The sequence below is a fragment of the Flavobacterium fluvii genome (assembly GCF_900129545.1).
Classification (GTDB): Bacteria; Bacteroidota; Bacteroidia; order Flavobacteriales; family Flavobacteriaceae; genus Flavobacterium; species Flavobacterium fluvii.
The window spans coordinates 267,597-288,350 of the sequence record NZ_FQWB01000003.1; the positions used below are offsets into that span (position 1 = coordinate 267,597).

18 protein-coding genes and 1 tRNA gene are annotated in these 20,754 nt (G+C 38.4%); 9 read left to right on the forward strand and 10 right to left on the reverse strand.

Going from position 1 to position 20,754, the window contains the following annotated elements:
* The first annotated feature begins 61 nt into the window (after positions 1 to 61).
* From BUC16_RS08950 to BUC16_RS08960, 3 genes are all read left to right on the forward strand, one after another.
* Positions 62 to 979: a family 2A encapsulin nanocompartment shell protein gene (locus BUC16_RS08950; protein WP_073369934.1), complete on the forward strand. Its 918-nt coding sequence runs from the start codon at positions 62 to 64 to the stop codon at positions 977 to 979.
* A complete protein-coding gene (locus tag BUC16_RS08955; protein WP_073369936.1) occupies positions 963 to 3,014 on the forward strand; it encodes a family 2A encapsulin nanocompartment cargo protein cysteine desulfurase in 2,052 nt (683 codons plus the stop codon). The genes BUC16_RS08950 and BUC16_RS08955 overlap by 17 nt, the downstream gene beginning before the upstream one ends.
* Before the next feature lie 260 nt (positions 3,015 to 3,274).
* Positions 3,275 to 4,627 carry a WG repeat-containing protein gene (locus tag BUC16_RS08960; protein ID WP_084546132.1) on the forward strand — a complete coding sequence of 451 codons (1,353 nt, stop codon included), beginning with the start codon at positions 3,275 to 3,277 and terminating at the stop codon, positions 4,625 to 4,627.
* A gap of 170 nt (positions 4,628 to 4,797) precedes the next feature.
* On the opposite strand, the gene BUC16_RS08965 is transcribed toward BUC16_RS08960, so the two are convergent.
* The 5 genes from BUC16_RS08965 to BUC16_RS08985 all read right to left on the reverse strand — a co-directional run bounded on the left by BUC16_RS08965 (position 4,798) and on the right by BUC16_RS08985 (position 10,081).
* Positions 4,798 to 5,265: an OsmC family protein gene (locus BUC16_RS08965; protein WP_073369940.1), complete on the reverse strand. Its 468-nt coding sequence runs from the start codon at positions 5,263 to 5,265 to the stop codon at positions 4,798 to 4,800.
* Between the two features lie 87 nt (positions 5,266 to 5,352).
* The gene (locus BUC16_RS08970; RefSeq protein ID WP_073369942.1) at positions 5,353 to 6,585 is read right to left on the reverse strand and encodes a DUF3999 family protein; all 1,233 of its coding nucleotides are present in this window, start codon (positions 6,583 to 6,585) and stop codon (positions 5,353 to 5,355) included.
* Complete coding sequence (locus BUC16_RS08975; protein ID WP_073369944.1) at positions 6,572 to 9,067, reverse strand: DUF2339 domain-containing protein; 2,496 nt, start codon at positions 9,065 to 9,067, stop codon at positions 6,572 to 6,574. The genes BUC16_RS08970 and BUC16_RS08975 overlap by 14 nt, the downstream gene beginning before the upstream one ends.
* A 182-nt stretch (positions 9,068 to 9,249) precedes the next feature.
* Positions 9,250 to 9,885 carry a PliI family lysozyme inhibitor of I-type lysozyme gene (locus tag BUC16_RS08980; protein ID WP_141226113.1) on the reverse strand — a complete coding sequence of 212 codons (636 nt, stop codon included), beginning with the start codon at positions 9,883 to 9,885 and terminating at the stop codon, positions 9,250 to 9,252.
* Between the two features lie 121 nt (positions 9,886 to 10,006).
* Positions 10,007 to 10,081, reverse strand: a tRNA-Pro gene (locus tag BUC16_RS08985).
* Positions 10,082 to 10,241: 160 nt separating this feature from the next.
* On the opposite strand from BUC16_RS08985, the gene trxB reads away from it, so the two are divergent.
* Complete coding sequence (trxB, locus tag BUC16_RS08990) at positions 10,242 to 11,189, forward strand: thioredoxin-disulfide reductase (RefSeq protein ID WP_073369948.1); 948 nt, start codon at positions 10,242 to 10,244, stop codon at positions 11,187 to 11,189.
* 75 nt (positions 11,190 to 11,264) lie between these two features.
* On the opposite strand, the gene BUC16_RS08995 is transcribed toward trxB, so the two are convergent.
* From BUC16_RS08995 to BUC16_RS09015, 5 genes are all read right to left on the reverse strand, one after another.
* Complete coding sequence (locus BUC16_RS08995; RefSeq protein WP_073369949.1) at positions 11,265 to 12,101, reverse strand: GIN domain-containing protein; 837 nt, start codon at positions 12,099 to 12,101, stop codon at positions 11,265 to 11,267.
* 88 nt (positions 12,102 to 12,189) lie between these two features.
* A complete protein-coding gene (locus BUC16_RS09000; protein ID WP_073369951.1) occupies positions 12,190 to 12,933 on the reverse strand; it encodes a head GIN domain-containing protein in 744 nt (247 codons plus the stop codon).
* A gap of 2 nt (positions 12,934 to 12,935) precedes the next feature.
* A complete protein-coding gene (locus BUC16_RS09005) occupies positions 12,936 to 14,666 on the reverse strand; it encodes a PspC domain-containing protein (protein ID WP_073369953.1) in 1,731 nt (576 codons plus the stop codon).
* Between the two features lie 5 nt (positions 14,667 to 14,671).
* Positions 14,672 to 15,001: a PadR family transcriptional regulator gene (locus BUC16_RS09010; RefSeq protein WP_073369954.1), complete on the reverse strand. Its 330-nt coding sequence runs from the start codon at positions 14,999 to 15,001 to the stop codon at positions 14,672 to 14,674.
* Between the two features lie 60 nt (positions 15,002 to 15,061).
* Positions 15,062 to 15,517 carry a DUF4870 domain-containing protein gene (locus BUC16_RS09015; protein ID WP_073369956.1) on the reverse strand — a complete coding sequence of 152 codons (456 nt, stop codon included), beginning with the start codon at positions 15,515 to 15,517 and terminating at the stop codon, positions 15,062 to 15,064.
* Positions 15,518 to 15,749: 232 nt separating this feature from the next.
* Here BUC16_RS09015 and BUC16_RS09020 point away from each other — a divergent pair, with 232 nt between their 5' ends.
* From BUC16_RS09020 to BUC16_RS09040, 5 genes are all read left to right on the forward strand, one after another.
* Positions 15,750 to 16,208, forward strand: coding sequence for a DUF4442 domain-containing protein (locus tag BUC16_RS09020; protein WP_073369957.1), 459 nt, complete (start codon positions 15,750 to 15,752; stop codon positions 16,206 to 16,208).
* 319 nt (positions 16,209 to 16,527) lie between these two features.
* On the forward strand, positions 16,528 to 17,127 hold the full coding sequence (locus BUC16_RS09025; RefSeq protein WP_073369959.1) for a nucleotide exchange factor GrpE: 600 nt from the start codon (positions 16,528 to 16,530) through the stop codon (positions 17,125 to 17,127).
* Positions 17,128 to 17,168: 41 nt separating this feature from the next.
* On the forward strand, positions 17,169 to 18,290 hold the full coding sequence (gene dnaJ / locus BUC16_RS09030; protein ID WP_073369960.1) for a molecular chaperone DnaJ: 1,122 nt from the start codon (positions 17,169 to 17,171) through the stop codon (positions 18,288 to 18,290).
* A 145-nt stretch (positions 18,291 to 18,435) separates the two neighbouring features.
* Positions 18,436 to 19,356 carry an ABC transporter ATP-binding protein gene (locus BUC16_RS09035; RefSeq protein WP_073369962.1) on the forward strand — a complete coding sequence of 307 codons (921 nt, stop codon included), beginning with the start codon at positions 18,436 to 18,438 and terminating at the stop codon, positions 19,354 to 19,356.
* Positions 19,357 to 19,405: 49 nt separating this feature from the next.
* Entirely contained in the window at positions 19,406 to 20,722 is a 1,317-nt protein-coding gene (locus BUC16_RS09040) for an ABC transporter permease (RefSeq protein ID WP_073369964.1), read from the forward strand.
* The last annotated feature ends 32 nt before the right edge of the window (positions 20,723 to 20,754 follow it).

The window sequence follows — 20,754 nt, forward strand, 5'->3', positions numbered from 1 at the left end:
AAAAAGATAATAAAAACAAAATTTAATTACCAATCATATATTAATAATAAAAACTAAAAAAATGGCAGAAGTAAAAAAACAGCAGACTGCGTTAGGAGACGTAGCAGCAAGACAATTAGCAATCGCAACGCGTTCGGTGCCGACAATGGCAACTACTCCAAGATGGCTTACCCACCTTTTGCATTGGGTTCCGGTAGAATCGGGAGTGTATCGTTTGAATAAAGTAAAAGATGCCAATCATATCGAAGTAGATTGTTCGGCCAGAGATGAGAGAATTTTGCCTAATACATTCGTGGACTATATCGAGAATCCAAGAGAATACAATTTGGCAGCAGTTCAGACTATTGTTGATGTACACACCCGTGTTTCGGATTTGTACAGCAAACCATACAACCAAATTTCGGAACAATTGCGTTTGGCTATCGAAACAATCAAAGAGCGTCAGGAAAGCGAATTAATCAACAACAAAGAATACGGTTTGTTGAATAGTGTGGCACCTTCCCAAATCATAAAAACAAGAACAGGAGCTCCAACTCCGGATGATTTAGACGAATTGTTGACAAAAGTTTGGAAAGAACCGGGATTTTTCTTGTTGCATCCATTGGCAATCGCCGCCTTTGGTCGTGAGTGTACGCGTCGTGGCGTGCCACCTCCAACCACTTCTTTGTTTGGTTCACAATTCCTGACTTGGAGAGGAATTCCACTTATCCCTTCTGATAAATTGCCTATCAAAAACGGAAAATCTAAAATCATTTTATTGCGTACTGGAGAAAGCCGTCAAGGTGTAATTGGTCTTATCCAACCGGGCTTGCAAGGAGAACAATCTCCTGGATTATCTGTACGTTTTATGGGAATAAACGAAAAAGCAATTGCTTCCTATTTGGTATCTTTATATTGCTCATTGGCAGTTACCGTTGATGATGCCATTGCGGTATTGGAAGATGTAGAAATAGGTAAGTATCATGAGTACAAATATTAATCCAACAGGTACAGGATTACCTGATATCAATGACTTGGAAAAGTTAGCCAATGAGCTGTTCAGTGCTTTGCCCAATGAGTTTCCAAAGGAAATTTCGTTGAGTCCAAATGCCAGTGAACATCCCCGCGCTACCAAAATTGCCGAAACGCTGCTGGCTGCCGGTAATTTGGGTGGAGTAGAAGCTGCGTTTCCAGTTAGCCATCACGATACTTTGGTGGGACAATCCGGTTTTGCACCATTGGCAACTCCGGCAGTTTCAGCGAGTCCGATAGGTTCTGTACAAACACCGCCTTCGTTTGGTGGTTTTGGCGGATCGCCTTCGGTAGCGCAGTATGGAAAGTCACCTGCTTTTGGAGGATATACCAATGCTTTCTCCGATCCCACTATCGAAAACATTTCGCAATTAGGTGATTTGAATGTGGATGTCAATCAAGGATTTGCGTCTGCTCCTGTTTCGGGAAGTGGAGCTGATCCCTACGCTGTGAATAACGGGAATAATATCAATGCCGAGAATCCTCAAACGGGTTTCAGTGATCCCAATCTGAAAAATAGTGGCGGTAATTCGTCTTCATCGTCGAATTTGAATCAAAATTATTTGCCATTCGAATTGGAACATTCTTCTTTTGAAGCGGAATTGAAAACGGCTTTGGAGGCACTAAATTCCAGTTTTGGAATTCCTTCTTTGGCTACTACTCCGGGAATTATAGATACACCGGGTTCTTATTATTTTTTGAATGAAAATCCTTTTGGTTTTGATTCCAAAAAAGCGGATGTTTCTCCTGTAAGCCATCACGAATTGGAAGGATTTGGCGGAACGAATTTCAATCCTCATATCATCAAGAAAGATTTTCCAATTTTGAAAGAAACGGTAAATGGCAAACCTTTAATCTGGTTTGACAATGCTGCGACAACCCAAAAACCGCAATCAGTAATTGATCGGGTGAGTTATTTCTACACGCACGAAAATTCCAACATTCACCGTGCCGCACACGAACTGGCAGCGAGAGCTTCCGATGCGTATGAATCCGCCCGTGAAAAAGTGAAAGTATTCCTGAATGCCAAATCCGTAAACGAAATTGTTTTTGTTCGTGGCGCAACCGAAGGAATCAATTTGGTGGCTCAAAGTTGGGGTGACCAAAACTTGGTTGCCGGCGACGAAATTGTGGTGAGTAACTTGGAACATCACGCCAATATTGTGCCTTGGAAACGTCTGGCTGACAAGAAAGGCTTGAAACTGAGAGTAATTCCTGTTGATGACGACGGACAAATTCTGTTGGACGAATATGCCAAGTTGCTGAATTCAAAAACAAAATTAGTGGCGTTCACGCAAGTTTCGAATGCATTGGGAACGGTAACTCCGGCCAAGCAAATGGTAGAAATGGCGCATGCTGTTGGTGCCAAAGTGCTTTTGGATGGTGCGCAATCTGTTTCGCACATGAAAGTGGATGTTCAGTATCTGAATGCGGACTGGCTGGTTTTCTCTGGTCATAAATTATTTGGACCAACGGGAATCGGGGCTGTATACGGCAAGGAAGATTTGCTGAACGAAACCCAGCCGTATCAATCCGGTGGAAACATGATTCAGGACGTGACTTTTGAGGAGATTAAATACCACAAAGCACCGAATCGTTTTGAAGCGGGAACTGGAAACATTGCCGATGCCATTGGTTTGGGTGCAGCGATTGATTATGTTTCGAAAATAGGAATAGAAGTGATCGGGCAATACGAGCATTATTTATTGGAATATGCGACCAATTTGCTGAAACAAATTCCGGGTGTTCGATTGATAGGAACTGCTGCCCATAAAGCGAGCGTGCTTTCTTTTAACCTGCAGGGTTTTACCAATGATGAGGTAGGACAAGCATTGAATAAAGAAGGGGTTGCCGTGAGAACCGGACATCATTGTGCACAGCCTATTTTGAGAAGAATGGGTGTGGAAACCTGTGTGAGGCCATCTTTGGCCTTTTACAACACCACCCAAGACGTGGATATTTTTATAGAAACCCTCTGGAAGTTGAAATCCGGAAAAAAATAAATTGCAGAAGCCCAAGGAAATAGACTGAACCCAAAAGTTTAGACAAATTTATAATTAATTTTGATAATGATGAGCTCGATATTGTATCGGGCTCATTTTGTTAAATGATGTGTTTTTGAAAAAAATATTGATAATTAATTCAATTTATACTCCTTTATGGGTATTGTATTGGGGATTATTGTTAATTTGCGGTAATGCTAAAAGTAATGATGAAGCTGAAAAAATGATAAAAAACTATAACTAAACAAAAGATTAATACCATGAAAAAAATACTGACTATTTGCTTTTTAATGGCAACACTATTTACAATAAATGCACAAAATGTGGAGCCATTTTGGGACAATAAAAAATTGGGCTTCAAGGAAAAGGACGGAAAAGTAATCATCAAACCCAAATTTGATGATGTAAAAAACTTTTCTAAAAATCATTACAGTGTAAAACTAAATGATAAATGGGGTTTTGTGAACAAGGCTGGAAAAGAAATCACCCCACTGAAATATGATGACGTATATATTTTTACTGATGGATTTGCAAGTGTTATGTTGAATGACAAATACGGCTTTATCGATCAAGACGGGAAAGAAATCACCCCAATAAAATATGATGACGAAGGCAACTTTTCGGGAGGGTTTGCTTTTGTCAAGCTGAACGGAAAATATGGTTTTATTGATACGGTCGGGAAAGAAATCACCGCGCTAAAATATGATGACGTAGGCAAATTTATTGATGGGTTTGCGTTTGTCAAGCAGAACGGTAAATATGGTTTTATTAATACGGTCGGTAAAGAAATTACACCACTAAAATATGATGGCATAGGCAACTTTAAAAACGGGCTTGCATATGTCGCGCAGAACGACAAACATGGTTATGTAGACACGTCGGGAAAGGAAATTATTGCATTGAAATATGATAAAATAGGTGTAATTTCCAATGGGTATGCTTTCGTGAAGCTGAATAACAAGTTTGGCTTTGTCAATACTTCCGGTAAAGAAATCACCCCACAAAAATACGATGCAGTAGAAGGTTTTTCGGAAGGGTTTGCATCTGTCAAGCTGAACGACAAATATAGTTTTGTAGACCGGTTCGGGAAAGAAATTACTCCTTTAAAATATGATGGCGTAACCTACTTTTTAGGAGGACACGCAGGTGTCAAGCTGAATGGTAAATGGGGGTTTATAGACCAGTCTGGAGAAGAGGTCATTCCATTTAAATATGGTGCAGTAGGCTTGTTTGACCAAGGACTTGTGGTAGTTGAGATGAATGGCAAAAGTGGGTGTATTGACAAGACCGGCAAGGAAATTATCCCATTGAAATATGATTCATTGGGTAAATTTGTGGAAGGGCTTTCAGGAGCTTCACTGGATGGTAAATATGGTTTTATTGACAGGACCGGAAAAGAAATCATTCCATTGAAATATGACAGCGTCAACAGCTTTTCAGATGGGCTTGCTTATGTAAAAAAAGATGGTAAATGGGGTTTTGTGAACCTGTCCGGAAAACTGGTCATCCCATTGAAATATGATGACGCTGATTTCTTTAAGGATGGAACTGCAAAAGTTAGGCTCGACGGCAGATTTTTTTACATAGATAAAAATGGTAAAGAGGTGAAATAACACTCCAACCCCGACCGCTCGGATATACAGTAAATGTCTCGTAGACAGATAGCGCAGTTTTGCACACGAGCGATAGCGAACTGACGAAGTAAACCGTGCCCACTAACGAAATCAAGCAATAAAATTTCAAGAGGCTACAGCAATAAAAAGTTGTAGCTTTTTTGTGTTTATCAAACCCTAGTCTCCGCATTATGCTTCACCGGAAAGTTCACGGAATTGGCAATAAAACACAATTTATTGGCTTCTGCATGCAATTCATTGGCTTTGGTTAAAAGCGATTCGTCAGTGATGGTTACGATTGGGTTTAATGTTGCTTCAATAAACTGTCCGGAGCCATCCTTGTTTACCGTCATAATTCCGGTGGCATTGTCAATATAATCGGTAACAATAATCCCGGCTTTGACACAAACGTGCAAATAAGACATCATGTGACAGGCAGAAAGCGAAGCCAGCAATAAATCTTCGGGATTGTGAACGGTCTTGTCTCCGTGGAAACTGGGATCGGCAGAACCCAATAAAGTAGTTTTGCCTTCAATCAATATTTCGTGGTTTCGGTCATAAGCGCGGTAACCTGAAGTTCCGGTTCCTTTATTTCCTGTCCACTTCAGCGTCAGTTTGTAGTTGTGATTGGGATGCATGGGGTTTTGAATTTAATCATTGGGAAGCGAATCATTTTTAGCAGATTTGTCCTCAATGTATATTTCTTGAAAATGAAAATTTTTGATTTAGTTTGATGGATTGTTCTTTATGTCCTTGACCAAACTACTGGTAAAATAAGCAACGACCATTCCGCCCAAACCGATGCAAAGCCACATGAACCAAGATTGTTGCCAGAAGGATTTGTTTTTGGTATTTGTTGTTTGGGAAACAACCTGTTTTATGTCATGAATTTTGGCTTCCGGCAAGTTGTCGTCCATTTTATTTTTGAAATTTTCCAAATCATATTCTGGAGCCGACAGGTTTGGATTTCCGGTTTGGATGGTGTATTTTTCATTGGCTTTCAAATCGGCGATTACGGCAACTTGATTTTGGAAAAATTGGATTTTGCCCAAAGTCAAAGGAGGATTGTTCCGGTTTTCTATTTCGATGAAGAATTCTTTTTCGAAAAGTTGCGGAATGGCAAAAGTATTTTTCGAATCGGAATTTAATTCAAAACTTGAAATGGTTTCCTGATACGTTTTGACTTTATGTTTTTTTCGAGCTGCTTTGTTGATGTAAATCCGGGCGTTGCGTTGGAACAAATTGGGATTTGGGATATGGAAACTGATTTGGTTCACAATTTGCGGATTGTGGAAAGCAACGTGGATTCGGGTCGTTTTTGGAGACGAAAATTGCGCAATTTGAATGTTCTTTGGCAAGATTTCTTCAACATTGGGATTGCTGGTTTTGTTGGTAAAAAAACCAATTTTCAAGACATTTATGGGTAATGTTTTCTGGTCTTTAAAATCTATTTTTAGATAACGATAGGAAGTAAGCGGCAAGGCTATTATTTTGAAAACATGGGTGTTTTCACTGCTTTTCAATTCATTCAACCGAGAATCGTTGACCAGTCCAAACCATTCTTTTTGGTCGTCGCTGCCGCTGATGCTGTAGGATTTCGTCACGTCGGAATTGGTTATGGACAGCACGATTTCGTCAAGGGAAGCTTTTGGATTTTCAAAAATGAGGGTTGTTTTATTCTTTGGAATCCGGATTTTCGAAAGTATTTTGCATTCCGAAAAACTGCTGGAAGTTACTTTGTTATTTCCCTGAAAGATATAATAAGGCACTTCAATTCCTCTGGAATCCAATATCCTGAAATCGCCCAATTCTTCTTTGGAGAAGGAACGAATTTCGGCTGGCAAGGTGATTTTATGCAAGCCGCTTTCGGTTACGGTTTCGATTTTCGCCGTCGTTCTGTGTTGTGCCAATAGGCTGTTTGCAGCCAATAGCACGAATAGGAATTTATTCAGTTTCATTGGTTTCCATGGTTTTGTTGTCGTCTTGAACCAAGATTTTTATTTTTTGATACACAAATGAAATAATCAGGATTAGAACTCCCAACAAGATAAAAGCTATGATTTTTCCGGTTTCGGAAGCATTGCTGATGTCGAACAAAAATAATTTCAGGATGGTAATTCCCAATAATGACAAGGCTATTATTCGCAGGGATTTGATGCGTTTTCGGATTCCGATAATCAGGAAAACAAAAGCGAGGATTCCCCAGAGAATTGGAAAGCCCGTTTTTATGATTTGGGTTCTGGTGTTTTTAATTAAATCATAAGCAATTGCTTTTTTGAAATTCGGCAATTCGTTCGGTGCTTTGTATAAATCACTAACATGAATATCAGGTGTCGTAATTGGCGCATTAGACAAGATCAATCCATGCAGCATCAATTCGGTGCTGGCCAAATAAATGATAAAAAAGGCCGCTATCCAAATTACTATTTTCTTCTGGAATAGTTCAAAAACCGGATTTTCTTTGTTGATTTGGTATAATCGATAGCCAAAGAACAGGGTTATGAAAAGCGAAATGTAATGCAAATAGAAAGCGATTCTTTGATGGAATCCTGTAGCGATATATTGCTCGTGCTCGTAAAAAGCATAATTCGAGAAACAAAACGCAAAGAGAACTATATTGACAACGGCTATTATGGAAGCCAGTTGGCAACGTATCTTGTTTTTGTTTTTACACAATCCGTAAAAGAGCAAAGCACTGAATAGCAAATGATATAAAGCAGGGAATGCAGTGGCAGAATTGATTTCGTCCACATGCGTATTGGCCTGGAAACCCACTTCGAACAAGCCGACAAAATAACCGATGATTATTCCAATAACGCCCAGCGAATTCCTGTACCCTTTTGGATTAAAAATGAATCCGAATTGCTGCTGTTCTTCCGCTTCGTCTTTCAATAAATAGTAAACGGCAAATAAAGACATCACGGCAAAAATACCCGTCAGACATATTTTGTTGAACACAATGGATAAAGTAGCCGCGGAGAGGTAAATTTGGCTCCAATCCATCAGTAAACTTCCAATCATCAATAGATGGACGATAATCGAGGCAAATCGATAATAAGCCAGTTTTGATTTTTGGCCCAGCCACATCAGCATCACTGCTTCAGCCGCCCAAAATAAAGTAATGAAATTCCCTTCGAATTGTATAGGAATGGCGAGCGTGATGAAGGTTAGCGTCAAACCGATCAATAGGTAAACGGCAGTTTTGTCCAGACCAAATTTTTTGTACAAGAACCAGGCGTAACCAAAATTTAAAAGTCCCAAAGCAGCCGTGAACAGTCCTTTGAATTCTGGATGCCACGATTCTAAAACCAGCATTCCGGCACCATAAAAAAGGAAGGTGTTGCTGGCTAATATGCCTAATTCTATTGGAGAGAAAATCCCTTTGGTTCTTATATTATTGATGATGTTGATGAGAATGAAAACAAAGTAAAAAGCAAATCCAAAGAGCAATGCACCAAGATGATGCGGCCTTGTTTCATTATGGTCTTTAAACAGCCAAGCTCCATACAAAACCACGGTAAAAAGATAGGACAATATATTGATGATACCCCATTTTTTATGATAGGCCAATGCCAGAATCCCGATGTTCAAAATGAGGATGTAGGTAAACAATACCACATAATTTCCTTGTCCCGTGCTGAGCATGAACGGAACGGCAAATCCGCCAATCAAGGACAATACCGCCAATTCTTTTCGGTTGTAGGAAAGTGAAATCAGGCTGCTAAATACGGTAATGAGCACCATAATGATAAAGGCGGTCGTTTGTCCGAACAAATGATAACTATGGAAAGCAATGCCGATCGTGAAGTAGAAAACGGCAATGGCTCCGGCCACAAAAACGGAGCTGAATGCAGCATATTTTTGGCGTAATTTATGTGCAATTCCCATAATCAATGCACCGGAGAGCATACCGATTCCAACGCGTGCCGGTTCGTTGATCCAATCTTTGTCTATGGCAAATTTCACGAAATAACTAATGCCCAAAACCAGGATTAAAATTCCAATTTTGTTGATGAGGTTTTCACCAATAAATTTTTCCAAATCGGGATTGTTTTCCCTGAAATTTTCCCAAAAAGTCTTGCTTGGCTCTTCACGGACGTAAACTTTTGGTTCAGGTTTCGGGGCTGAAACATTGTCCATTGAAAAGACAATTTTTTCTTCCGTCTTTTCTTTTTCGGCTGGAACAAAAACCAATGGTTTTGCTTTTTCAATGATTACCGGTGGCGCCAATTCTTCAGGAACAATTTTTGGTTTTACCGCTTCTGGAACGACTATTGGTTTTTCAGGAAGTTTTTCGGTTCCTTTTAACAATTCTATTTTTTTATTCAGTTCTCCGAATTTCTCGTCGATTATATCTTCAATTCGGTCAAATTTTGAGTCAATATTGTTTTTGATGTAGATTAAAAAAACAAAAAGTAATACCAACAAGAAAACTTCCATAGCTAAGGTTTTTTGAAAATTAGGTTTTGTAAATGTAATAATAATTAGAAATAAATGGTACTATTTTTCTGATTGCAAATTGAATCTTTGCTGAAGTGTAAACATCCCGGGAATATCCTGTTTATTGGTAATTTTCAACGGCAGTTACTCTTTATATTTCTTTGGTGTTTGCGGCTGTAGTTTTAATATTCAGTGATTTTATCCATCACAAAAACTCTCGAATTTTCACCATCTTTGAGTTTGTATTGAATTTGGCGCGTTTTGCCTGTTGGATTACTATTGGTGTCTTGAGGATTGTAAGTCGGAAAACGTTGGCGCAAATAACCTTCCACGATGGCAAATTCGTCGTGTCCCATATAGCCTTTGTTGGCTTTCGGATTGTCCCACACATTTGGCATATTGATTTCGCTCATAGATTTGCCGTTGTTCACGGAATAGCCAATGACTGTTCCATAACTGCCGCTGCCGTCCGATCTGACATAAACCAGGACTTCTGGAAAGCCATCCTTGTTGAGATCTCCAATTTCGGCATTGGCAATGGTTCCCTCGATTTGTTTGACGATTTTAGAATTGTCAATGGAAAGCCCCGAAGGTTGGATGGTTAATTGTTTGTCTGTGTGATTGATTTCGAAAGAAATAGTGTTCAGGGAAAGTTTTCTGTAAAACTTTGGTTTCACCAATTTGTTTTCGGATGGAATGGCTACAGAATCTTTTGCTTTTTCGACATTGTTGGTGTGGGTTTTACTAGAGCTATTTTTACAAGCTGCCATTGTAAAAATAAGTGCAATTGCAAGGACACATATTTTAGGATGAGCCATAATAAAGTTGGTTTTGAGTTATAAAAATAGAAAAACTAAATTTAATACTAATTGACGACTTTATTTTTTTGAGGAAAGTATTAAAAACAAAAAAAGCCGAACATTTCTGTTCGACTTTTTGTCGGGGTGGCAGGATTCGAACCTGCGGCCTCCTGCTCCCAAAGCAGGCGCGATAACCGAGCTACGCTACACCCCGTAAGCGGATGCAAATATAAAACTAATTTTGAGTATTACAAGCAATAAGAGTCAAATTGAATACTATTATTTTTAAATAGTTAAAAGTGATAGTTTTTTGAATTAAAATTTTTAATAAAAACCATACATTTGTGCTGTTTAAAAAATAATACAAATACACTATGTCAACTACAATTGAAAAAATAAAATGTCTTATTATAGGTTCTGGGCCTGCAGGTTATACTGCCGCCATTTATGCAGCCAGAGCCAGCATGAATCCAGTTTTGTACCAAGGAATGCAGCCCGGAGGCCAACTGACAACAACCAATGAAGTGGAAAATTTCCCGGGTTATGTCGATGGAGTTACCGGTCCGGAAATGATGGTGCAACTGCAAGCGCAAGCCGAACGTTTTGGTGCGGATATTCGCGACGGTTGGGCAACCAAAGTTGATTTTAGTGGAGGAGTTCATAAAGTTTGGATCAACGATACCATCGAATTGCATTGTGAAACGGTAATCATTTCGACAGGTGCTTCGGCCAAATATTTAGGATTGGATTCTGAACAACATTATCTGAAAATGGGTGGTGGCGTTTCGGCATGTGCCGTTTGTGACGGGTTTTTCTATAGAAACCAAGATGTGGTCATTGTTGGAGCAGGAGATTCTGCTTGCGAGGAAGCCCACTATTTGTCTAAAATGTGTTCGAAAGTTACCATGTTGGTGCGTAGCGATAAATTCAGGGCGTCAAAAATCATGGAAGCCCGTGTTCGCAAAACCGAAAACATTTCCATTTTGATGAACCACGATACCGTGGAGATTTTGGGAGACGGTCAAGTGGTTACCGGGGTGAAAGCTAAAAACAAAACGACAGGCGATATTTTTGATATTCCTGCCACAGGTTTCTTTTCTGCCATTGGACACAAACCGAATACCGATATTTTCAAGGATTATTTGACACTTGACGAAACGGGTTACATTGTCAATGTTCCCGGGACTTCAAAAACGAATGTCAATGGGGTTTTTGTTGCTGGAGATGCTGCAGACCACGTATATCGTCAGGCTATTACGGCCGCTGGAACAGGTTGTATGGCTGCCTTGGATGCCGAAAGATATTTGGCCACTTTGGAATAAATAAAATTTGATTTTTGGTTAAAACCAAGCATAAAAAAAGTCTCAATTGTAATGATTGAGACTTTTTTGTTTGTGTTATTTTGTTGGTTTCTTGCTTAAAGAGGCATTGTCCATAAATCTTTTCAGTTCAATTTTTTGTTCGCCATACAGCTGTATTTGCGAATTCCCCGAAGCATCGATACTGAGGAGGGTATTGACGTTGAAGATGCAATGGGAATAACTTTCAGCCAACAAATCGGCATTTTTTATGACAAGATTGTTTGCCGTAAATTGGGCATTGTTGTCCAATCGAATATTGGCATTGGTGACATCTCCTTCAAGAGTTGCTTTTGCTTTTTGATACAGGTCGCATTTTAAATTAAGGGAGGAAACCAAGGCTTTCAAGTTCGTGTTTTTACTCAATGCGATTGTGGCGTTTTCAGATTTCAAGTTGAGTTCCGTTTTTGAATTGTCGTCAGCCTGCAAACTGAAATTCTGGGAGTTGACATTCAAAAAAAGAGCGGTATCATCGTGGGTTTTGAACGCAATGTCTTCCAGTTGAATTTCTTGTATGGCATTGATGACGGCTTCATTATGGGCAGTGATCATTTTTAAATCTTTGGTGTACGTCACCCTCACGATAAGCTTTTTGTAATTCGTGGCTTCTTTTGTGGTGTTTATTCGAAGTGTTTTGTCGGTTAAATCTACCTTGACAATATCGTGGAGATTATCGTCGGCTTCAATTTTCAATTCGCTTTTTTCGCCTCTGTCCAAATACACCACTATATTGTCGCTTACTTCCAGTGAATTAAAACTGCCAATTTCTTTTGGCTCAATGGTGACTGTTTTGGAACCTTTAATTTTTTCGCTTTTTTGTGCCAATGCAAAAGTTGAAACCAAAAGAAACAGGAAAAACGCAGTAAAATTTTTCATTTAAATTACAATTAAGTGTTTTACAAATATAAAAAAATCATCCACTTTTGATGGATGATTTGTCTAATTTTTGGTCAAAAAAGCATTCTTATTTTTCGTTTACGCTTCCTCCGGAATTCTCTTCTTTAGAAAGTGTTTTTGGGGTCTTGTGATAACTGATGGAACTTCCGCTTGAAGCTTTTGCCTCTAGTTTTACAATTGGGTAAATCGAGGTACTGCTTCCACTTTCGGATCTCGAAAAGATTTCGTTTGTCATTAAGTTTTTGGCGTCAATTCTACTTCCGCTTGAGGATGAAGTTTCTAATTTTAACGCTTTTCCGCTCGCTTCGACATTGCTTCCGCTTTCACTTTCTATTTTGATGGCATCGGCTTCCACTTCAATATTGATTTCACTGCCACTAGTGGATTTCACATTAATGTTTTCGGTTATCAGTGCTCCAGAAGTTGTGATTTCTGAACCGCTGCTTGCCTCCAAGCCATTGGTTACGGGCATTTGCACATTGACAACAGGCGTTTCGGTCGAGTTGTAGCTATGGTCGGCCTCAATTTTCAAAACACCATTTTCTATTTTGGTAATGATGTGTTGTTGCAAATTGTCGTCGGCTTCCACCGTTATGGATTTGTTGTCTGCTTGTGTCACAATTACCTTGATTCCGTGGCTTACCTCAATTCTTTTGAAATCTTGATTTGCATCCCTGGTTTTAGTAGTGATGTTGCCGCTTCCTTTTATGCCGCTTCCCAAATTGATGGAACCGTGCATGCAGGAAGAAAATAACAATGCCATCAGGGCGGCGATAATAAATTTGGTTATTAATGTGATCAGCTTTATCATGGCTAATTGGTTTTGATTATGACTCCGTCTTTGCTTATTGATAATCCTTTTTTGCCAGTTGTTTTATTCGTTGTTGTTTTAATCACTTCGCCATTTACTGTTACGGTTGTAGTGACAATGCTGTCTTTGATTTCCGAATTCTCTTCTTCATTGTCGCTGTTTTCGTCTTCTGGACAATTTTGGCATTTTATTTTATCGCTATCCACTTTGTAAACTGCATCAGTGTTTTCAGGATTCCAAATAAAATATTCTCCATCTGTACGATCATAATTTCTCAAGGATTCATCCATTTTGAATAAAGTTTCTTTTGGTAAAAACAGGGTGATTTCTATTTCTTGGTCACGGAATTTTTCTTTTAATTCCGTTAACAAGTAATTGTCCAAAATTAATTGATTTCCAGCAATTTTGTAACCATATTTTATTTTTTCTGCTCTTTTTTTCGCTTCGAACAATGTGGTTCCTTTAGCTTCTTTTTCAATTTGGATGTAAGCCGATTTTTCGTCTGTTTGGGCTATCCTAAAACTGACATTGTTGGAATAAATCACGTTGTTGCCGGTAGAGTCCAAGGTGATTTTAAAATGATCATGGTTATGAATATTTTTGGCAAAATTTTCATTGTACTTGATTTTGATCAAAATAGTGTCAGTAGGTTTCCAGTTGATGTTTTCTTTTTGAACCACTCTTCCGTCCACCGAAAAGGCTGTTGCTTGTTTTATGCCTATGGCAATGGCAAATGCAACCGAAATTAACCAAATGGCAAGCAAAGTATATTTGGCGATATTTCCAATTGATTTCAGGTTAGGCGACAACAATTTGAATCCCAGCAAGGACAAGAAAAAGAATGGAATCCCAACGGCAAAAAACATGATTAATCCAAAAGTCCAAGTAGGATAATCAGTCAAGTTTCCAGTTTCTACAAATGTGGTCCATGGAAAATCAATAAATACATTGCTTCCCAAAGTGAAAATCCCTACCAACAATAAAAAAAGTACAGTTAATCCCGATATGATCAAAATCACGCCGAGAATTTTTGAAAAAACCCTCAAAACGGCTATGATAAAGTCACCAAATGAACTGCCTACTTTTTCGGCACCCGTTTTAATACGGTTTCCCATTTCGTCATAATTGGTATTTTTAATTTTTTCGGAAACACTTTCAAACTCTTCCCTAACCTTTTTTTCAATATTCGAAATGGTTACCGGTTCTCCCGTCATTTCCAGTTTTTCTGCTGTTGTGGTAGCTGCCGGCATTACAATCCAAAGGATGATATAGGCCAAGAAACCTGTTCCCCAAGCTAAAACCAATATTAAAAGAAATACTCGCAACCAAACTTTGTCTATTCCAAAATAGTGGCCCAATCCAGCAAGTACGCCGCCTATCATTCCGTTTTCAGTGTCTCGATATAATTTTTTTGTTCTTATGGAGGAGGAATTTGAGAAATTTGGAGTTGGATTTCCAGCTTCTTCATCGTCAATCCTGTAATCTTCCGGTTGACCCATAACGGCAATCACTTCGTCCACGTCTTTAAGGCCTACAACATGTTTGTCGGTTTTTTGCTTTTCGGTCAACAATTCCGAAACGCGCATTTCAATGTCTTTAATGATTTCGTCTTGTCCCGATGAATTGGATAAAGAGCGTTTTATGGCTTCGAAATAGCGCGTTAGTTTTTGGTATGCATCTTCGTCAATGTGAAAGAACATTCCGCCTAAGTTTATATTTACAGTTTTGTTCATGACTATTAGTTTTGTTTGGTGATTAGGTTTACTGCATCAGACAATTCCGTCCAGGTGCCATTTAATTCGTTTAAAAAGGTTTGTCCAATTTCGGTAAGACCGTAATATTTTCTTGGCGGTCCCGATAATGATTCTTCCCAACGATAGTTGAGCAATCCGTCGTTTTTCAATCGGGTGAGGAGTGGGTAAACCGTTCCCTCCACAACCAGTAATTTGGCGTTTTTCAAGGTGTCCAATATTTCTGAAGTGTATGCTTCTTTGTCTTTTAATACAGACAGGATGCAGAACTCAAGAACACCTTTTCGCATTTGGGCTTTCGTGTTTTCAATGTTCATGATTCTCTTTTTTTGTTTTTGAATTAATAAAACTGTTCATTTTTTGATTGATGATGATGATTATTTAATAAAAGGTATGGTCAGCGGGTACTTGTATCTTTCCCCGTTTGATGCTTTTAGGGAGGCGTATATGATCAAGAAGAATTCCGCAATTTTCAAACCAATGACTGCAAAAATGGCAATTATGGCCACAATTATGATTCCGCTGATATTTTCTATACTTAAATGATTAAATGCGGCGTCAACGTCATTGATCATGGTGTCTATTGGAATGGTGTTGAAAATAGTGACTATTAAAATAGGAACGGCAATCAAAAGCAATAGCAACGTGTACAAAAACATGCTCAATTGAAAATTAAGTATTTGTTTTCCGTTAAAATCGATATACTCGGATTTGTCTTTTTTTGTACTCCAAATCAATATGGGGAAAATATAATTCCCAAAAGGGATGCAATATTGACTCAAAGCACTCAAATGAGTAATGGCGGCCAAGTTTTTTTCGTTCGTTGTTTCCATGATGATAAAGTATATAGTAATTTCTTATGCAAATATATGGCTAAAAGATGGTATCTTGTATCGCATAGTACTTAATATTAACAAAATATTAACATTTGTAAATTTTGTAAATAACTATTTTTCAGTGAAAATGTCCTGAAATTGGGTGGTTTTGCGTGTTTTGACAAAAAGACTTTCTTCTTTAATTTTGAAATTATTTTTAGGTATTTTTACACAAGTAAATTCACTATACATGAAAATTTCGGTATCGAATCTCAATAAATTCCTGTTTTTTAAATTACCTTCTGCTTTCATTTGTGGAGTCAGGGTAAAAGAAATTGACGAAAACAGATGTGTGTCAACAGTCAAACACCGCTGGATCAACCAAAACCCGTTCAATTCCATGTATTTTGCCGTTCAAGCCATGGCGGCAGAATTGACAACAGGTTCTTTGGTAATGCTCGAAATTCAAAAAAGTGGCAAAAACATATCGATGTTGGTTGCCAACAATAAAGGCAATTATTCCAAAAAAGCCACGGGAAGAATTAATTTCACATGCAGTGATGGTTTTTTGGTAAGCCAAGCTGTTCAAAAAGCCATTGCCACGGGCGAAGGGCAAACTTTCTGGATGAAATCCATTGGAACCAACGAAAAAGGGGAACAAGTTTCCGAAATGGATTTTGAGTGGAGCGTCAGGCTGAAATTGTCTTGATTTAAAATGGGTTTAAACAAAAAAAGCTTCGTTTACTAAACGAAGCTTTTTTTAATATAAGGTCGGTGAATTAATAATTATTTAGAAGCCTAGAAGCTAACCTTAAATTTGTTTTTAAAATCTAATCTAGAACATAACATCCACAAATTTATGCAAACTAAATCGTGTTAGTCTTAAAATTATATTAAATTTTTTCCGAGTTCGGGAAAATTTTATTTCTTTTTAAATCAATAAGACATAAAGTTTTATTTTAAGAGGTGACAATTTGACAATTTACAAGTTTTGGCAGTACTTTTGCAATCAACAGAAAAGAATAAAAATGATGTTTAAGAATTTTTTTAAAAATAATACAAAGATGACGACCGAAAATACGACAAACGACGAAATTGTTGATCAAACTCCAATTGAAAACAATGAAATAGATTCAGATGCTTTAGATGCTGGAATTGAAGAAAGAGTAGAAGAAATATCAAGAGAAGAGCAATTATCTCAAGATTTAGCTTCCGAGAAAGACAAGTTTTTAAGGTTGTTTGCCGAGTTTGAAAATTTCAAAAGAAGAACAGCAAAAGAGCGTATCGAATTATTTAAAACTGCAAACCAAGATGTATTGCAGTCGATGCTTCCAGTTTTGGATGATTTTGACAGAGCGTTGACAGAAATCAAAAAAACCGATGACAACGTTTTGATTCAAGGAGTGGAGTTGATTCAAGAAAAATTAAAAAACACTCTTTTTTCAAAAGGATTGGCAGAAGTTGAATTGAAAGCTGGAGATGCTTTTGATGCTGACTTTGCCGAAGCAATCACCCAAATTCCTGCACCATCAGACAAGTTGAAAGGAAAAATCGTTGATGTTATAGAAAAAGGATACAAATTAGGAGACAAAATTATTCGTTTTCCTAAAGTTGTAATTGGTCAGTAGAGAAGCAATTAATTGCGTCTGTATCATACAAAAAAATAAAGATGAAAAAAGATTTTTACGAAATACTGGGCATTACTAAAAGTGCTGATGCGGCAGCAATAAAGAAAGCTTACAGAAAAAAAGCAATCGAGTTTCACCCTGATAAAAACCCGGGAGATGCAGCAGCAGAAGAGAATTTTAAATTAGCTGCCGAAGCTTACGAAGTTTTGAGCGATCCTCAGAAAAAAGCCAAATACGATCAATACGGTCATCAAGCTTTTGATGGTTCAGGTGGTTTTGGAGGTGGTGGCCATCACGGCATGAACATGGACGACATATTCAGCCAATTTGGTGACATCTTCGGAAGCGCTTTCGGTGGAGGTGGTGGTTTTGGCGGAGGCGGAGGCGGTTCCCGTCGCGTGAAAGGAAGCAACCTTCGCATCAAGGTAAAACTGACATTGGAAGAAATTGCCAATGGGGTGGAGAAAAAAGTAAAAGTAAAACGAAAAGTTCAAGCGCCGGGTGTTTCTTACAGAACCTGTTCTACTTGTAATGGGCAAGGGCAAGTAATGAGGGTGACCAATACCATTTTGGGTCGTATGCAGTCGGCATCCACTTGTCCAACTTGTGGAGGTTCAGGTCAGATTTTGGACAAAAAACCATCCGAAGCCGATTCTCAAGGAATGATTCTGGAAGATGAAACGGTAACCATAAAAATACCTGCAGGAGTGGTTGACGGAATGCAATTGAAAGTTTCCAACAAAGGAAATGATGCGCCGGGAAACAGCGTGCCGGGAGATTTAATCGTGGCTATCGAAGAAATCGAACACGAATTCCTGAAACGTGAAGGCGAAAATTTGCATTATGATTTGTATATCAGTTTTGCCGAAGCGGTTCTTGGAATTTCCAAAGACATTGAAGCCATCAACGGAAAAGTGAGAATCAAATTGGAAGAAGGAATCCAATCCGGTAAAATTCTTCGACTGAAAGGAAAAGGAATTCCAAGCATCAATGGTTACGGAACCGGAGATTTATTGGTTCACGTCAATGTTTGGACACCAAAAACGCTCAACAAAGAACAAAAGCAGTTTTTTGAAAAAAATATAACGGACGAGAATTTTATTCCAAATCCAGAAAAAAGCGACAAGTCCTTTTTCGAAAAAGTAAAAGACATGTTCTCTTAGCTTTTAACTATAAAAAGTTTTCCCATCCCTGTAATTCAGGGGTGGGATTTTTTATTTTATTTAACTTATTATTATCACGATTTAACTATTTTTACCAACCCTAGGTTCATATAGGCCTGACAGTTGAAATAAACCAAAAATTAGTATGAGCAACTTACTTGAAGTAAAAAACGTAGTCAAGAAATACGGTGAATATGTTGCGCTTAATGAAGTTTCACTAACGATTCCCAAAGGAAGTATATATGGACTTCTTGGTCCCAATGGAGCAGGAAAAACATCCCTTATACGAATCATCAACCAAATCACGATGCCCGACAGTGGCGACATTATTTTTGAAGGTGAAAAACTAAAACCGGAACACGTTCAATATATTGGTTATTTGCCGGAAGAACGCGGTTTGTATAAAACGATGAAAGTGGGTGAACAATGCTTGTATTTGGCCCAAATGAAAGGACTTTCTAAAGCCGAAGCCAAAGAACAACTGGAATATTGGTTCGAAAAGCTGGAGATTCAAGGATGGTGGAACAAGAAAATTCAGGAACTTTCCAAAGGGATGGCGCAGAAGGTACAGTTCGTGGTTTGCGTTTTGCACAAACCCAAATTGTTGATTTTTGACGAACCATTCTCCGGTTTTGATCCCGTGAATGCCAATATCATCAAAGACGAAATCCTGGAATTGCAGAAACAAGGTTCCACCATAATTTTTTCGACCCATCGAATGGAAAGCGTGGAAGAATTGTGTGACCATATTGCCTTGATCCACAAATCGAACAAATTGATCGAAGGAAAACTGGACGACGTGAAACGCCAATTCCGAACCAATAGTTTTGAAGTGGGAATTTTATCCGATAATGTTGAAGGGTTGATGTATGACATTACCCAAAAATTCAAGGTGGGGCAAACCAATTTCAAATCGCTAAACAACGAATTGAAACTCGAAATCCAACTCGGAAATGCAACGCCAAATGAATTGCTCAACATTCTGGTTCAAAGAGGACAAGTAACCCATTTTATGGAAAAGATCCCGAGTGTCACCGATATTTTTATACAAACAGTAAGTCAATAAATTTAGATTGAAAATCTAAAATCACAACTCTGATATCTAAAATTTTTAAATGAGCATCATATCACTAATAATAAAAAGAGAATTTGTCGCCAAAGTGCGCAATAAATCATTTATTGTAATGACTTTTTTGAGTCCATTGCTTTTTGTGGGAATTGCTGCTTTTGTCGGTTATCTGAGTACGATGAAAGCCGATACAAAACGAGTTGCCATTCACGATGAAACCGGTTTGTTTGTCAACGAATTCAATGCGTTGAACAGTGAAAATGGCGAATATGTTTATCATGATTTATCCATGATTGACGTGAAATTCTTGAAGGACAGCATCACAAACGAGAGTTACGAAGGACTGCTTTATATCCCGAAAGTGACGAATGCCAAAGACTTGGAAAACAAAATCCAGTTCATTTCCAACGAAAGTCCCAGCATTTCATTTGTAGAAAACCTTCAAGACATAGTTGCCAAAAAACTGACCAAAGACAATTTCGAAAAAGCCAAATTAGATACGTTGGCAATTCATGAAGCCCAGGCCCAAGTCAGTATAAGTCAGGTAAAAGCTTCGGGAGAGGAGAGCGTAAAAGGACTCAATGAAATAAAGATTGCCATTGGTGGCTCATTCGGTTATCTTATCATGATGTTTATTATTATTTATGGCAACATGGTCATGCGCAGCGTTATCGAAGAAAAAACCAATCGCATTGTCGAAATCATTATTTCCTCGGTAAAACCATTTCAATTGATGATGGGAAAAATCATAGGAACTTCCTTGGCAGGATTGCTCCAATTCAGTATTTGGGCAATTATTGGATTAACTTTAATGTTTGCCGCATCAGCATTTTTGGGAATTGACGCCACTCCAGTGACGAAAATACATCCTGAAATGATGAATTCGTCTCTTCAAGGATTTGCTTTAAACGCCAAAACCATTATCATTGGATTGCAAAGTTTGCCTATAGCAACTATCTTTTTTAGTTTCGTGGTTTATTTCATTGGAGGCTACTTTTTATACAGTTCATTTTATGCCGCCATTGGAGCTGCGGTGGACAGCGAAACCGATTCCCAACAATTTCTTTTGCCTATCATCATGCCGTTGGTACTTGCTGTTTACATCGGATTTTTTACCGTTATCAATGATCCGCACGGGACTATTGCCACGGTATTTTCGATGATTCCGCTGACGTCGCCCATCGTCATGCTGATGCGAATTCCGTTTGGCGTGCCTTGGTGGCAGATTGCCATTTCTATCACGATACTTTTTGCAACCTTCTTTTTCGTGGTTTGGTTTGCTTCAAAAATATATCGAGTGGGAATATTGATGTACGGCAAAAAACCAACCTGGAAAGAATTGTATAAATGGTTGAAATATTGATAGAGTTTAATGGTTTAACTGTTTAATCGGTT

Coding starts and splice junctions, on each gene's coding strand:
- BUC16_RS08970 (WP_073369942.1), bottom strand. CDS start 6,585: ATGAAACTGAATAAATTCCTATTCGTGCTATTGGCTGCAAACAGCCTA.
- BUC16_RS08955 (WP_073369936.1), top strand. CDS start 963: ATGAGTACAAATATTAATCCAACAGGTACAGGATTACCTGATATCAAT.
- BUC16_RS08980 (WP_141226113.1), bottom strand. CDS start 9,885: ATGGCTCATCCTAAAATATGTGTCCTTGCAATTGCACTTATTTTTACA.
- BUC16_RS09040 (WP_073369964.1), top strand. CDS start 19,406: ATGAGCATCATATCACTAATAATAAAAAGAGAATTTGTCGCCAAAGTG.
- BUC16_RS08960 (WP_084546132.1), top strand. CDS start 3,275: ATGAAAAAAATACTGACTATTTGCTTTTTAATGGCAACACTATTTACA.
- trxB (WP_073369948.1), top strand. CDS start 10,242: ATGTCAACTACAATTGAAAAAATAAAATGTCTTATTATAGGTTCTGGG.
- BUC16_RS08975 (WP_073369944.1), bottom strand. CDS start 9,067: ATGGAAGTTTTCTTGTTGGTATTACTTTTTGTTTTTTTAATCTACATC.
- BUC16_RS09015 (WP_073369956.1), bottom strand. CDS start 15,517: ATGGAAACAACGAACGAAAAAAACTTGGCCGCCATTACTCATTTGAGT.
- BUC16_RS09025 (WP_073369959.1), top strand. CDS start 16,528: ATGATGTTTAAGAATTTTTTTAAAAATAATACAAAGATGACGACCGAA.
- dnaJ (WP_073369960.1), top strand. CDS start 17,169: ATGAAAAAAGATTTTTACGAAATACTGGGCATTACTAAAAGTGCTGAT.
- BUC16_RS09005 (WP_073369953.1), bottom strand. CDS start 14,666: ATGAACAAAACTGTAAATATAAACTTAGGCGGAATGTTCTTTCACATT.
- BUC16_RS09035 (WP_073369962.1), top strand. CDS start 18,436: ATGAGCAACTTACTTGAAGTAAAAAACGTAGTCAAGAAATACGGTGAA.
- BUC16_RS08950 (WP_073369934.1), top strand. CDS start 62: ATGGCAGAAGTAAAAAAACAGCAGACTGCGTTAGGAGACGTAGCAGCA.
- BUC16_RS09000 (WP_073369951.1), bottom strand. CDS start 12,933: ATGATAAAGCTGATCACATTAATAACCAAATTTATTATCGCCGCCCTG.
- BUC16_RS08995 (WP_073369949.1), bottom strand. CDS start 12,101: ATGAAAAATTTTACTGCGTTTTTCCTGTTTCTTTTGGTTTCAACTTTT.
- BUC16_RS09020 (WP_073369957.1), top strand. CDS start 15,750: ATGAAAATTTCGGTATCGAATCTCAATAAATTCCTGTTTTTTAAATTA.
- BUC16_RS08965 (WP_073369940.1), bottom strand. CDS start 5,265: ATGCATCCCAATCACAACTACAAACTGACGCTGAAGTGGACAGGAAAT.
- BUC16_RS09010 (WP_073369954.1), bottom strand. CDS start 15,001: ATGAACATTGAAAACACGAAAGCCCAAATGCGAAAAGGTGTTCTTGAG.